The organism is Pseudomonas sp. GM24 (assembly GCF_000282235.1).
In the GTDB taxonomy this organism is placed as follows: Bacteria; Pseudomonadota; Gammaproteobacteria; order Pseudomonadales; family Pseudomonadaceae; genus Aquipseudomonas.
Window position 1 is genome coordinate 1 of the sequence record NZ_AKJR01000210.1, and the last position, 13944, is coordinate 13944.

Consider the following 13944-nt stretch of genomic DNA (forward strand, 5'->3'; position numbering starts at 1 on the left):
TTCGGCGTTTGGAAAAGGTGACTCGCTGTAAGAGCGAAACCGCCAGCGGCAACACCCGCAGCAACGGATATGCCCCCCCCCAATCCCAAACCCCCAAACACAAAAAAAGGCGCGATCCTCTCGAATCGCGCCTTTCTCATGTCCCGCTATCTATCAGCTACCCAGCGCCTTCGAAGCCAGCCAGAACAACCCAGCGGACAGCGCCACAGTCGCCGGCAAGGTCAACACCCAAGCCAACAGAATGGTGCGAACCGTGCCACCCTGCAGGCCGCTCTTGTTGGCGACCATGGTGCCCGCCACGCCCGAAGACAGCACGTGAGTGGTCGACACCGGCAGGCTGAAGATGTTGGCCATGCCGATCAAACTGGCAGTAGTGATCTGCGCGGACATGCCCTGGGAATAGGTCATGCCCTGCTTGCCGATCTTCTCGCCGATGGTCAGCACCACGCGTTTCCAGCCAACCATGGTGCCCAGGCCCAAGGCCAGTGCAACCGCCAGAATCACCCAGAACGGCGCGTATTCAGTGGTGGTGGTCAGGTCTTTGCGCAGCTTGTCGAGGTCAGCCTTTTCACGGGCTTCCAGGCCAGGCAGTTTGCCAACCTTCTTCGCGGTGTCGTCCAGGCAGAGCAGGTAGCGACGTACTTCGATACGGCTTTCCGACGACAGCGAGTGGTAGTCCGCTACGCCTTTAAGCGTGTGCAGCAGGGCGCTGATGGTCGGTTCGGTCTGCTGCGGGTTGCAGCGGAATTTCTCCGGCAGGTCGCCTTCTACGCTCTTGCCCAAGGCCAGGAATTCACCCAGCGAATCGGCGTTGCGCTGGTAGAACTGGCTCAGGTGCAGGGTCGCGTCGCGAGTGCGTTCGATCTGATACGTGGTGCTGTTCAGGTCGAGAACGAACTGCGCCGGGACGATACCGATCAGCACCAGCATGATCAGGCCGATGCCTTTCTGGCCATCGTTGGAGCCGTGCACGAAGCTCACGGCCATCGCCGAGATCACCAGGACCAGACGGTTCCAGAACGGTGGATGCTTCTTGTCGTCGATCTTGCGGCGCTGTTCCGGTGTCTTGTGCATCTTCGACAGCGGACGCCACCATTTCAGGCCGATCAGAATCAGCGCGGCGATCAGGAAGCCGGCCATTGGCGAGAACACCAGCGAGGCGCCAATGTCGATCGCTTTCTGCCAGTTCACGCCGTCGGCCAACGGAATGTCGTTGATCAGGGCGTTGGCCAGGCCGACACCGAGGATCGAGCCGATCAAGGTGTGCGAGCTGGAAGCCGGGATACCGAAGTACCAGGTGCCCAGGTTCCAGGCGATTGCCGCGGCGAGCAACGAGAACACCATCGCCAGGCCATGGCCGGTGTTCACATTGATCAGCAGTTCAACCGGCAGCAAATGGACAATGGCATACGCCACGCCAACGCCGCCCAGCAGCACGCCGAGGAAATTGAACACACCGGAAAAGAACACCGCCAGGTGGGGCGGCATGGCTTTGGTGTAGATAACAGTGGCTACCGCGTTAGCGGTGTCATGAAATCCATTGATGAACTCGAAGGCGAGGACAAACGTCAGGGCGAGCAAGAGGCTCACAAGCACCCAAGCATCCAGTCCGCTGAATAAATCGATCATGAAGGTTTTCTGACCCGGTCGTAAGGGGGCGCGATTATGCCAGAAAAGACTGGAAATCGATCCCCTACCTGCTCATCGGTTACACACTTCTTCGATTTAATTTGTTGCAGCGCATGAAAACCCAGCGCAGCACAGGGTTTTTCAAGTCATTGATTTATATAGTAAAAGGCTCATTTCGCAGGCGATTTCATCGTCGCGGAGAGGTCTCGAACGCTTGTCTGAAATATCTGTGAAACCTGTAGGACGCCCGTCCTCAGTCTGCCAGATCGGATGATGGCCGCTGCCCGCGGGTAGCGGGCGCGCAAGGCATCGTCGTTCCACCGCGCTTGTAACCGGTGTGGACGTAAAACCTTCAACGATCGAAAAACTGTGGCTCAAGGCTCTTCGGCTTTGAGTTCCTTTTCGATCTTTTCGATTTCTTGCTTGAAGACCTGATCCTGAACGGTCGGGCGTTTACGCCACGCTTTGCGTTCCGGTTCGGGCTGAGCGGCGTAGGTGGTGACTTCCCCGCCGTAAACTTCCTTGTAACGTTGTTCCTGGCGCTCAAGTTCCGCGCGCAGTTCGTCTTTCGTCACAGTGCTACCTGTATGAGTTGAGTTAAGTGTCTGGTGAAACGCACTGCAACGAATCGATTGAACGAAGCCACCGAGCATCCAGCACCTGAACAGGCATTGGTGTAATCGGTGGGGCGATCAAGACTTCCGTGTTACAGGCGGCTACGGCACCAGATAAAAACTGACGCAGCATCAGTTTCCTGTTTCAGCGAGCGCAGGCGTTGCATGAGTGATGCGCGTCAGGCGCTGGCCGGGCTGTTGGCGATGGACATCGCCGCAGCGGGTGACGACCTCTGCGTTTAAAAACGAGGTGCCACTGAGGTGCATTATAGCGGTCGATTCAGGAATGACTATCTTTGCCAAGTTAAAAACGGTTCTGAATGTGTGATTGTTTTGTGACTCGCAACTTTTCTCGCTAGTTGAAGTGCAGACGCCCACTATTTAGCGAGCGATCTGTTTTTGGCGCCATTTAGTCGAACAACTAAGGCCGTGATTCAGATAAAAGCCAAAGTTCAGCCGAACCCTTGGAGCGTTGACGCGAGCCGCATGGCTGATTGCGATTATCGGCCCGCGGTTCGATAATCGCCCAATCTTGCAGGTCCGACGCTTGTGCATTTGTTGGCGAGCCGCTTGTATAGCCCATTGATCCGTGCCGGATAAAAGGACAAGAAATGAACGATCAAATGCGCAACTCTTTCACCTCCGTGGCGCCGCCGATCGTCGCCTCGCCGGCCAAACGCATCCAGGCGTTGACCGGTGATCCGGACTTCATGACCTCGCTGGCCCGGGGCTTGGCGGTGGTGCAGGCGTTTCAGGAGCGCAAGCGTCATCTGACCATCGCCCAAATCAGTCACCGCACGGAAATTCCTCGCGCCGCCGTGCGCCGGTGTCTGCATACGCTGATCAAACTCGGCTACGCCACCACCGACGGGCGCACCTATTCGTTGCTGCCCAAAGTGCTGACCCTCGGCCACGCGTATCTGTCGTCGACGCCGTTGGCGGTGTCCGCCCAGCCCTACCTCGACCGCATGAGCGAGCAACTGCACGAAGCCTGCAACATGGCCACGCTTGAAGGCGACGACATTCTCTACATCGCGCGTTCGGCGACCACCCAACGGCTGATATCGGTGGATCTGTCGGTGGGCGGTCGGTTGCCGGCGTATTGCACATCGATGGGCCGGATTCTGCTGGCGGCCCTCGACGATACGTCGTTGCGTGAGTACCTCGATCACGCCGAACTGGTCGCCAAGACCAGTCGCACGATCCATACCCCTGATGCGTTGCTCGAATGTCTGCAGGAAGTGCGGCAGCAAGGCTGGTGCATTGTCGATCAGGAACTGGAACAAGGCCTGCGTTCGATTGCCGTGCCGGTCTACGATGCCTCGGGCCAAGTGGTGGCGGCGCTCAACGTCAGTACCCACGCCGGTCGCGTCAGTCGGACCGAGCTGGAGCAGCGCTTCCTGCCGGGCTTGCTCAGTGCCAGTCGCGACCTCAGCGCACAGCTGTTCGCCTGATGAAGCTGTTCGATAAACGCACAGTGTTGCGTTTATCGAATTGACGCTAAAACCCTCGGATCATTAATGTCGCGGCAGCGTCATCCGGCGCTGATGTGAATGAGCCCGCCGGACTGTCGACTCCCATAATAATGACAAGAGGCAACTCACCATGCGCACGCTCTCCGACTGTCTCCGCTCCACCCGCTGTTGCCGGGTTTCCCGCAACGCCTGATCCAGACCTTCTATTCTTGTGACCGTGCCGCTCTCTGGCCGGCCGCCGTTCGACTGCGTTTTTTGCGTGGAATAAAAATAATGAACCAGCCTCAGTCCGCTGTAGGTAACTGCCTCGACGTGCAGACCTTCATCAATGCCCAACCGATCTCGCGCTATCAGTGGCGGGTGGTGATCTTGTGTTTCCTGATTGTCTTTCTCGATGGCCTCGACACCGCCGCGATGGGCTTCATTGCCCCGGCGCTGTCGCAGGACTGGGGCATCGACCGCGCCAGTCTTGGCCCGGTGATGAGTGCGGCGTTGATCGGTATGGTCTTCGGCGCACTGGGTTCCGGTCCATTGGCTGACCGCTTCGGGCGAAAAGTCGTACTGGTGGGCGCTGTGGTTCTGTTCGGCGCCTTCAGCCTTGCTTCGGCGTACAGCACCAACGTCGAACAACTGTTGGTGTTGCGCTTCCTCACCGGTCTGGGTCTGGGCGCCGGCATGCCCAACGCCACCACGCTGCTCTCGGAATACACCCCGGAGCGCAAGAAATCGCTGCTGGTGACCAGCATGTTCTGCGGTTTCAACCTCGGTATGGCCGGTGGCGGGTTTATTTCCGCCAAGCTGATCCCCGCGTTCGGCTGGCACAGCCTGCTGCTGATCGGCGGGATCTTGCCGCTGATCCTCGCCGTGGTGCTGCTGTTCTGGCTGCCGGAATCGGCGCGCTACCTTGTAGTCCGCAATCGTGGCACTGACAAAATCCGCAAAACCCTGGCGCCGATTGATCCGCTCACTGTGGCCCAGGCTTCCAGCTTCAGCGTGCCGGAACAGAAAACCGTCAAGGCGCGAAACGTGTTCGCGGTGATTTTCTCCGGTACTTACAGCACTGGCACCTTGCTGCTGTGGCTGACCTATTTCATGGGCCTGGTGATCGTTTACCTGCTGACCAGTTGGCTGCCGACGCTGATGCGTGACAGTGGCGCGAGCATGGAACAAGCCGCGTTTATCGGTGCGTTGTTCCAGTTTGGTGGGGTGTTGAGTGCGGTGGCGGTGGGCTGGGCAATGGACCGCTTCAATCCGCACAAGGTCATCGGCACGTTCTACCTGCTGGCCGGGGTGTTTGCCTACGCGGTGGGGCAGAGCCTGGGCAATATCACGTTGCTGGCGACGTTGGTGCTGGTGGCGGGGATGTGCGTGAACGGTGCGCAGTCGGCGATGCCGTCACTGGCGGCGCGGTTTTATCCGACCCAAGGGCGGGCGACCGGGGTCTCGTGGATGCTGGGGATTGGCCGCTTTGGCGCGATTCTCGGGGCGTGGATGGGCGCGACGTTGTTGGGCCTGGGCTGGAATTTCGAGCAGGTGCTGACGGCGTTGGTGATTCCGGCGGCGTTGGCCACCACGGCGGTGCTGATCAAAGGCATGGTCAGTCATGCGGATGCGACCTGATATTTCGATGTAAAGCGAAAAGATCGCAGCCTTCGGCAGCTCCTACATGTGAACGCGTAACCCTGTAGGAGCTGCCGAAGGCTGCGATCTTTTGCAGGCAACACGAACCGATAGGTTGACAACAATCCGTTCGATAAACGAACACTCAGTCGATTATCGGATTGTTTGGTGATTTTCCCAGGCTTAATCTTCAGTCACTCCGGCGCTGAACCTCGCGCCTTTTTATCACTGGCGATTCATTACAAAAACAGGAGCCCGCTCCATGGCTGAGATCCTTTCGCTGCACGACGCGGTGAAGCAATTCGTCAACGACGGTGACACCGTCGCACTCGAAGGCTTCACTCACCTGATCCCTACAGCAGCGGGTCATGAAATCATTCGTCAGGGCAAGAAAGATCTGACGCTGGTGCGGATGACGCCTGACCTGATCTACGACCAACTGATCGGTGCCGGTTGTGCCCGCAAATTGATTTTCTCCTGGGGCGGCAACCCTGGCGTGGGTTCGCTGCACCGTCTGCGTGATGCGGTCGAGAAGCAATGGCCGCACGCTCTCGAAATCGAAGAGCACAGCCACGCCGACCTGGCCAATGCCTACGTCGCCGGCGCCTCCGGCCTACCGTTCGCGGTGCTGCGAGCCTACGCCGGTTCCGACCTGCCAAAGGTCAATCCGCTGATCAAAACCGTGACCTGCCCGTTCACCGGTGAAGTGTTGGCGGCGGTGCCGTCGGTGCGTCCGGACGTGACCGTGATCCACGCACAGAAAGCCGACCGCCAGGGCAACGTGTTGCTGTGGGGCATTCTTGGTGTGCAGAAAGAAGCCGCACTGGCCGCCAAGCGCTGCATCGTCACGGTTGAAGAAATCGTCGATGACCTCAACGCGCCGATGAACTCTTGTGTATTGCCGACCTGGGCCTTGAGCGCGGTCTGCCATGTTCCCGGCGGCGCACATCCTTCCTACGCCCACGGTTACAACGAGCGCGACAATCGTTTCTATCAGGCGTGGGATCCGATCGCCCGAGACCGTGAGACGTTTACTGCGTGGATCAACGAATACATCCATGGCTGCGCTGACTTCAGCGCGTTCCAGGCCAAGTTGGCCGCTGCTTCGGAGGCCAAATAATGACTTACACCACCAATGAAATGATGACCGTCGCCGCGGCCCGTCGCCTGAAGAACGGCTCGGTGTGCTTCGTCGGCATCGGCCTGCCGTCGAAAGCCGCCAACCTTGCGCGCCTGACTTCTTCGCCGGACGTGGTGCTGATCTACGAATCGGGTCCGATTGGCGCCAAGCCAAGTGTGCTGCCGCTGTCGATCGGTGACGGCGAACTCGCTGAAACCGCTGACACCGTCGTACCGACCGGTGAGATTTTTCGCTACTGGTTGCAGGGCGGGCGCATCGACGTCGGTTTTCTCGGCGCCGCGCAGGTCGACCGTTTCGGCAACATCAACACCACCGTGGTCGGCGATTACTTCTCGCCGAAAGTGCGTCTGCCAGGTGCCGGTGGCGCGCCGGAAATTGCCGGTTCGGCGAAAAGCGTGTTGATCATCCTTAAACAGTCGGCGCGTTCGTTCGTCGACAAACTCGATTTCATCACCTCGGTCGGTCACGGCGAGGGCGGTGATTCGCGCAAACGTCTGGGCCTGCCGGGCGCCGGTCCGGTCGGGATCATCACCGACCTGTGCATCATGGAGCCGGAAGAGGGCACCCACGAATTTGTGGTCACCGCACTGCATCCGGGCGTAACCCGCGAGCAAGTGGTCGCGGCCACCGGTTGGGCGGTTCGTTTTGCTGACAACGTCGAAACCACCGCTGAACCGACCGACGTCGAACTGACGGCGCTGCGCGATCTCGAAGCGCGCACGGCCGCCGCCCACGGCCAGGCACCGGGAGAAGCATGATGCGTGAGGTTTATATCTGCGATGCGATTCGCACCCCGATTGGCCGGTTCGGCGGCGGTTTGTCTGCCGTTCGCGCCGACGACCTGGCCGCTGTGCCGATCAAGGCCCTGATGGAACGCAATCCGTCGGTGGACTGGAGCGCCATCGACGAAGTGTTCCTCGGTTGCGCCAACCAGGCCGGCGAAGACAACCGCAACGTCGCGCGCATGGCGCTGCTGTTGGCAGGCCTGCCGGACAGCGTGCCGGGCGTGACCCTCAATCGTCTTTGCGCTTCGGGCATGGATGCGATCGGCACGGCATTCCGTGCCATCGCCAGCGGCGAGATGGAGCTGGCGATTGCCGGCGGTGTCGAGTCGATGTCCCGCGCGCCGTTTGTGATGGGCAAGGCTGACGCAGCGTTTTCGCGCAACATGAAGCTGGAAGACACCACCATCGGCTGGCGTTTCATCAACCCGTTGATGAAGGCGCAGTACGGCGTCGACGCGATGCCACAGACCGCCGATAACGTCGCCGACGACTATAAAGTCTCGCGCGCCGATCAAGACGCTTTTGCCCTGCGCAGCCAGCAACGTACCGCCGCTGCGCAGGCTGCTGGCTACTTCGCTGAAGAAATCGTCGAAGTGCGGATTGCCCACAAAAAGGGCGAAACCGTGGTTAGCCAGGATGAACATCCTCGCGCCGACACGACCCTCGCAGCGCTGACCAAGCTGAAACCGGTCAACGGCCCGGACAAAACCGTCACCGCCGGCAATGCCTCCGGCGTTAACGACGGTGCCGCCGCGCTGATTCTGGCTTCCGCCGAAGCCGTAAAAAAACATGGCCTGACCGCCCGCGCCAAAGTGCTCGGCATGGCTAGTGCTGGTGTCGCCCCTCGGGTGATGGGCATCGGCCCGGTGCCAGCGGTGCGCAAATTGATCGAGCGCCTCGGTGTCGCGGTCAGCGATTTCGACGTGATCGAACTCAACGAAGCGTTTGCCAGCCAAGGTTTGGCGGTACTGCGTGAACTGGGTCTGGCGGATGACGCCGCGCAGGTCAATCCGAATGGCGGCGCGATCGCCCTCGGTCATCCGTTGGGCATGAGCGGTGCGCGTCTGGTGCTGACCGCGCTGCATCAGCTTGAAAAGATTCAAGGCAAGAAAGGTCTGGCGACCATGTGCGTCGGTGTCGGCCAAGGTCTGGCCCTGGCCATCGAACGCGTCTGACGCAAGCCGTGACGAAAAAGAACAGAGGAAAGCGACATGTCTGACAAGCCTGGTTACCGTCGTCCGCAGGAAGGCACTCAGCCTGAGTACCTGCACCCGACGTATCAATCCACCAACCTGCGCTCGCCGTCGAAGCCGTTGGTGTTTCTGCCGCACTCGCTGTCGGAAATCACCGGCCCGACCATCGGCGCCGAGCACGTGGGCGACACCGATAATGACCTGACCGCGCAGCACGAAGGCGAGCCGCAGGGCGAACGCATCATCATTCACGGCCGCGTGCTCGATGAAAATGGTCTGCCGGTGCCGGGAATTCTGGTGGAGATCTGGCAGGCCAACGCCGCCGGCCGCTACAACCACAAACGCGACCTGCACGACGCGCCGCTGGACCCGAATTTCACCGGCACCGGCCGCACCGTCACCGACGCCGACGGCTGGTATCAATTCCAGACCATCAAACCCGGCGCCTACCCGTGGGGCAACCACCACAACGCCTGGCGCCCGGCGCACATCCACTTTTCGCTGTTCGGGCCGAGCATCCTCACCCGTCTGGTCACGCAAATGTATTTCCCGGGCGATCCGCTGCTGGCCTACGACCCGATCTACAACTGCGTGCCGGATACTTCGGCCAAGGAACGCCTGATCGCCAGTTTCGATCTGGAAAAAACCATTCCGTCCTACGCCCTCGGTTATCGCTGGGACATCGTGCTGCGCGGGCGTGAAGCCACGCCGATGGAGAAATAAGATGACGCTGACTGCGACCACGTCCCACACCGTCGGGCCGTACTACCACATCGGTCTGACCTGGCTGAACCGTGAAGACCTCACCGTCGAACAGACTCTGGGCGAACGCGTTGCGATCACCGGGCAAGTGGTGGATGGCAACGGCGATGTCGTCAACGACGCCATGCTCGAAGTCTGGCAGGCCAACGCCGCCGGCAAGTACGACCACCCGGAAGACGAGCAGGACAAACCGCTCGATCCGCACTTTGAAGGTTTTGGCCGGGTGCCGGTGGATGCGGAAGGGCGCTTCCGCTTCACCACGATCAAACCGGGCACGGTTGAAGGCCTGAAGGGCTCGACCCAGGCGCCGCATCTGGTGGTGCTGGTGTTTGCCCGTGGCCTGGTGAAGCACTTGCTGACGCGGATCTACTTTGAGGGCGAGCCGGCCAACGTTGATGATCCGTTGCTCGAATGTGTGCCGGCTGAACGTCGCACGACCTTGCTGGCGAAAAAGGATGCGTCGGGCGTTTACGAGTGGAATGTGATTCTGCAGGGCACTGATGCCGAAACCGTGTTCTTCGATTACTGATCGCTGACAACTGATCGTTCCCACGCTCTGCGTGGGAATGCCGCCATGGACGCTCCGCGTCCACTGTGACGCGGAGCGTCACCGAATGCGTTACCACGCGGAGCGTGGGAACGATCGATATAGGATGTGGAACGGGACTGTTGCAAAGTATGTCTAGACTCTCACTGTCCCTATCGAGTGAAAAACAATGACAACCACCACCTCCCATTACACCGGCGAAGAGCGCAGCAAGCGCATCTTTGCCATTGTCGGCGCCTCGTCCGGCAACCTCGTCGAATGGTTCGACTTCTACGTCTACGCCTTCTGCGCGATCTATTTCGCCCCGGCGTTTTTCCCCTCCGACAACCCGACGGTGCAACTGGTCAACACCGCTGGCGTGTTCGCTGCCGGCTTCCTGATGCGCCCGATTGGTGGCTGGATTTTTGGCCGGGTCGCCGACAAGCACGGGCGCAAGAATTCGATGCTCATCTCGATTCTGATGATGTGCTTCGGCTCGTTGCTGATCGCCTGCCTGCCGACCTATAAAGACATCGGCGTCTGGGCGCCGGTCCTGCTGTTGTTCGCACGTTTGCTGCAAGGCCTGTCGGTCGGCGGCGAGTACGGCACCACCGCCACCTACATGAGCGAAGTCGCCCTCAAGGGCCAGCGCGGATTTTTCGCCTCGTTCCAGTACGTGACGTTGATTGGCGGCCAATTGCTGGCCGTGTCGCTGGTGGTGGTTCTGCAGCAATTCCTCACCGAAGAAGACCTGCGTGCCTACGGCTGGCGGATTCCGTTTGTGGTCGGTGCGGTGGCGGCATTGATTTCGCTGTTTCTGCGTCGCAGTCTGAAAGAAACCACCAACAAGGAAACCCGCGAACACAAGGACGCCGGCAGCATTGCCGCGCTGTTCCGCGATCACAAAGCTGCGTTCATCACCGTGCTCGGCTACACCGCCGGTGGCTCGCTGATTTTCTACACCTTCACCACCTACATGCAGAAATATCTGGTGAACACCGCCGGCATGCACGCCAAGACCGCCAGCTACATCATGACCGGCGCGCTGTTCCTGTATATGTGCATGCAGCCGCTGTTCGGCATGCTCGCCGACAAGATCGGTCGACGTAATTCGATGCTCTGGTTCGGCGCACTCGGTACGCTGTTTACTGTGCCGATTCTGTTGAGCCTGAAAAGCGTCAGCAGCCCGTTCCTCGCGTTTGTGCTGATCACCGTAGCGCTGGCGATTGTCAGTTTCTACACCTCGATCAGCGGCCTGGTTAAAGCCGAAATGTTTCCGCCGGAAGTCCGCGCCCTCGGCGTCGGTCTGGCTTACGCGGTGGCGAATGCGATCTTCGGCGGTTCGGCGGAATTCGTCGCCCTGAGCCTGAAGAACATCGGCATGGAAAACTCCTTCTACTGGTACGTGACGGCGATGATGGCGATCGCCTTCCTGTTCAGTCTGCGCCTGCCGAAACAGGCGGCGTATTTGCACCACGATCTCTAACCCGAAGTGCGCGGGCTGTCATGGCCCGCGCCGGCAAGGACTGTTTATGACTCAGCGACCGGGCAATCAATTGTTCGATGCCTACTTCACTGCCCGCGATATGCGTGAAGTGTTCTGCGATCAGGGCCGCGTGCAGGCGATGCTCGATTTTGAAGCGGCGCTGGCCCGGGCCGAGGCGCGGGTTGGTTTGATTCCTTCCTCTGCGGTGGCACCGATTGCGACGGCTTGCAGTGCCGGTCTGTATGATTTCGCGGCACTGGGCGAGGCGATTGCCACAGCCGGCAATTCGGCGATTCCGCTGGTCAAGGCGTTGGGTAAACAGATTGCCGCGACCGATGCACAAGCCGAGCGTTATGTGCATTTGGGTGCGACCAGTCAGGACGTGATGGATTCCGGGCTGGTGCTGCAATTGCGGCAGGCGCTGGCACTGATTGAAAGCGATCTGGCGCAATTGGCCGATTCCCTCGCGGTTCAGGCGCAACGTCATGCCTCGACGCCGCTTGCCGGACGCACCTGGCTGCAACACGCGACGCCGGTAACCCTCGGCATGAAAATCGCCGGATGGTTAGGCGCTGTCACTCGCAGTCGTCAGCGCCTGCGCGAACTCAAACCGCGTTTGCTAGTGCTGCAATTCGGTGGTGCATCCGGGACCCTCGCCGCGTTGGGCGAACAGGCCTTGCCGATTGCCCAAGCGTTGGCCGAAGAACTGCAACTGACCTTGCCCGAACAACCGTGGCACACCCAGCGTGATCGCGTGGTCGAGTTCGGCGCAGTGCTCGGTTTGATCGCCGGCAGCCTCGGCAAATTCGGCCGCGACATCAGCCTGTTGATGCAGACCGAAGCAGCAGAAGTGTTCGAGCCATCGGCACCGGGCAAGGGTGGCTCGTCGACCATGCCGCACAAGCGCAATCCAGTGGGTGCAGCGGTGTTGATTGGCGCAGCGACGCGCGTGCCCGGTCTGGTCTCGACGCTGTTCAGCGCGATGCCGCAGGAGCACGAACGCAGCCTCGGCCTGTGGCATGCCGAATGGGAAACCTTGCCGGAGATTTGCTGCCTCGTTTCGGGGTCGCTGCAACAGGCTCGGTTACTCGCCGATGGACTGGAAGTCGATGCCGAGCGCATGGGCCGAAACCTTGAATTGACGCAGGGGCTGGTGCTGGCCGAAGCCGTGAGCATCGTCCTTGCCCAGCGTGTTGGCCGCGACACCGCGCATCATCTGCTTGAGCAATGCTGCAAACGCGCGGTGGCCGAACAACGCCATTTGCGCGCCGTGCTCGGTGACGAACCGCAAGTCACCGCCGAGTTGAGCAGCGCTGAACTCGATCAACTTTTGAACCCCGCCCATTACCTCGGTCAGGCGCAAGTCTGGGTCGAGCGTGCGGTAGCCGAACACAACGCATTGTCTGTCTGAAAGGAGAGGGCTGTGGCTTTCGTTCAACTCGCCGATGGCGAACTGCACTATCAAATCGAGGGCCCGGTCGATGCACCGGTGCTGGTGTTGTCCAACTCGCTGGGCACTGATCTGCACATGTGGGACGCACAGATGCCGGCATTTACCGAGCATTTTCGCGTGCTGCGTTTCGATACCCGTGGCCATGGCCAATCGCTGGTGACGCCGGGGCCTTACAGCATCGAACAACTGGGTCATGACGTGCTCGGTCTGCTGGATGCGCTGCACATCGAGCGCGCGCATTTCTGCGGGCTGTCGATGGGCGGTCTGATCGGGCAGTGGCTGGGGATCAACGCTGGTCATCGTCTGCACAAGCTGATCGTCTGCAACACGGCGGCAAAAATCGGCGATCCGTCGGTGTGGAATCCACGCATCGAAACCGTGTTGCGTGACGGCGCGGCGGCGATGGTTGCCTTGCGTGATGCGTCGATTGCCCGCTGGTTTACACCGGACTTTTCGGCGGCGCATCCGGCGGCTGCCAAACAGATTACCGACATGCTCGCAGCGACTTCGCCTGAGGGTTATGCGGCCAACTGCGCGGCGGTGCGGGATGCCGATTTCCGCGAGCAACTGGCGTCGATCAACGTGCCGTTGCTGGTGATTGCCGGCACCGAAGACGCGGTGACGCCGCCGGCCGGTGGGCATTTCATTCAGGAGCATGTACGCGGTGCCCAGTACGCCGAGTTCTACGCGGCGCACCTGTCCAACGTGCAGGCTGGCGCGGATTTCAGTGATCGTGTGTTGGCGTTTCTAAACGCCTGATAAGGGGATTTTCGTGGACGAGAAACAACGTTACGACGAAGGCATGCAAGTGCGCCGCGCGGTGCTCGGTGATGCGCATGTCGATCGCAGCCTGACCACGCTGACCGAGTTCAACTCGGAGTTTCAGGAGATGATCACCCGCCACGCCTGGGGTGATATCTGGACGCGTCCGGGTTTGCCTCGGCACACGCGCAGCCTGATCACCATCGCCATGCTGATCGGCATGAACCGCGAAGGTGAGCTGAAACTTCACCTGCGTGCGGCGGCCAACAATGGCGTGAGCCGGGGCGAGATCAAGGAAGTGATCATGCAGAGCGCGATCTACTGCGGGATTCCGGCGGCGAATGCGACGTTTCATCTGGCTGAATCGGTTTGGGATGAGCTAGGAGTCGAATCCCGGGAGTGATGTTGCCTGAGCTGACGCCATCGCTGGCAAGCCAGCTCCCACAGGTTTTTCAGGTGTGCACAAAATCTGTGTTCGCTGAAAATCCCTGTGGGAGC

13 protein-coding genes are annotated in these 13944 nt (G+C 60.2%); 11 read left to right on the forward strand and 2 right to left on the reverse strand.

Annotation, left to right across the window (positions count from 1 at the left end; translation table 11 throughout):
• Positions 1-153 precede the first annotated feature (153 nt).
• Positions 154-1629, reverse strand: coding sequence for an inorganic phosphate transporter (locus tag PMI23_RS22855; RefSeq protein WP_007917114.1), 1476 nt, complete (start codon positions 1627-1629; stop codon positions 154-156).
• 374 nt (positions 1630-2003) lie between these two features.
• A complete protein-coding gene (locus tag PMI23_RS22860) occupies positions 2004-2204 on the reverse strand; it encodes a hypothetical protein (protein WP_008080067.1) in 201 nt (66 codons plus the stop codon).
• A 650-nt stretch (positions 2205-2854) separates the two neighbouring features.
• On the opposite strand from PMI23_RS22860, the gene pcaR reads away from it, so the two are divergent.
• From pcaR to pcaC, 11 genes are all read left to right on the forward strand, one after another.
• Positions 2855-3697: a pca regulon transcriptional regulator PcaR gene (pcaR, locus tag PMI23_RS22865; RefSeq protein WP_007917109.1), complete on the forward strand. Its 843-nt coding sequence runs from the start codon at positions 2855-2857 to the stop codon at positions 3695-3697.
• 294 nt (positions 3698-3991) lie between these two features.
• Positions 3992-5338 carry an MFS transporter gene (locus PMI23_RS22870; RefSeq protein ID WP_007917107.1) on the forward strand — a complete coding sequence of 449 codons (1347 nt, stop codon included), beginning with the start codon at positions 3992-3994 and terminating at the stop codon, positions 5336-5338.
• A 262-nt stretch (positions 5339-5600) separates the two neighbouring features.
• Complete coding sequence (locus PMI23_RS22875) at positions 5601-6458, forward strand: CoA transferase subunit A (RefSeq protein ID WP_007917105.1); 858 nt, start codon at positions 5601-5603, stop codon at positions 6456-6458.
• Entirely contained in the window at positions 6455-7237 is a 783-nt protein-coding gene (locus PMI23_RS22880; RefSeq protein WP_176472360.1) for a CoA-transferase subunit beta, read from the forward strand. The genes PMI23_RS22875 and PMI23_RS22880 overlap by 4 nt, the downstream gene beginning before the upstream one ends.
• A complete protein-coding gene (gene pcaF / locus PMI23_RS22885; RefSeq protein ID WP_177321066.1) occupies positions 7234-8439 on the forward strand; it encodes a 3-oxoadipyl-CoA thiolase in 1206 nt (401 codons plus the stop codon). Before PMI23_RS22880 ends, pcaF begins: the two co-directional genes overlap by 4 nt.
• Before the next feature lie 36 nt (positions 8440-8475).
• Positions 8476-9180, forward strand: coding sequence for a protocatechuate 3,4-dioxygenase subunit beta (gene pcaH, locus PMI23_RS22890; RefSeq protein ID WP_007917099.1), 705 nt, complete (start codon positions 8476-8478; stop codon positions 9178-9180).
• A 1-nt stretch (position 9181) separates the two neighbouring features.
• Positions 9182-9748, forward strand: a complete 567-nt coding sequence (gene pcaG / locus PMI23_RS22895) for a protocatechuate 3,4-dioxygenase subunit alpha (RefSeq protein ID WP_007917097.1) — start codon at positions 9182-9184, stop codon at positions 9746-9748.
• 187 nt (positions 9749-9935) lie between these two features.
• The gene (locus PMI23_RS22900; protein ID WP_007917096.1) at positions 9936-11231 is read left to right on the forward strand and encodes an MFS family transporter; all 1296 of its coding nucleotides are present in this window, start codon (positions 9936-9938) and stop codon (positions 11229-11231) included.
• Between the two features lie 46 nt (positions 11232-11277).
• Positions 11278-12642, forward strand: a complete 1365-nt coding sequence (locus PMI23_RS22905) for a 3-carboxy-cis,cis-muconate cycloisomerase (protein WP_007917095.1) — start codon at positions 11278-11280, stop codon at positions 12640-12642.
• Between the two features lie 12 nt (positions 12643-12654).
• The gene (gene pcaD, locus PMI23_RS22910; RefSeq protein ID WP_007917094.1) at positions 12655-13443 is read left to right on the forward strand and encodes a 3-oxoadipate enol-lactonase; all 789 of its coding nucleotides are present in this window, start codon (positions 12655-12657) and stop codon (positions 13441-13443) included.
• A 13-nt stretch (positions 13444-13456) separates the two neighbouring features.
• Complete coding sequence (gene pcaC, locus PMI23_RS22915; RefSeq protein WP_007917093.1) at positions 13457-13849, forward strand: 4-carboxymuconolactone decarboxylase; 393 nt, start codon at positions 13457-13459, stop codon at positions 13847-13849.
• Positions 13850-13944 lie beyond the last annotated feature (95 nt).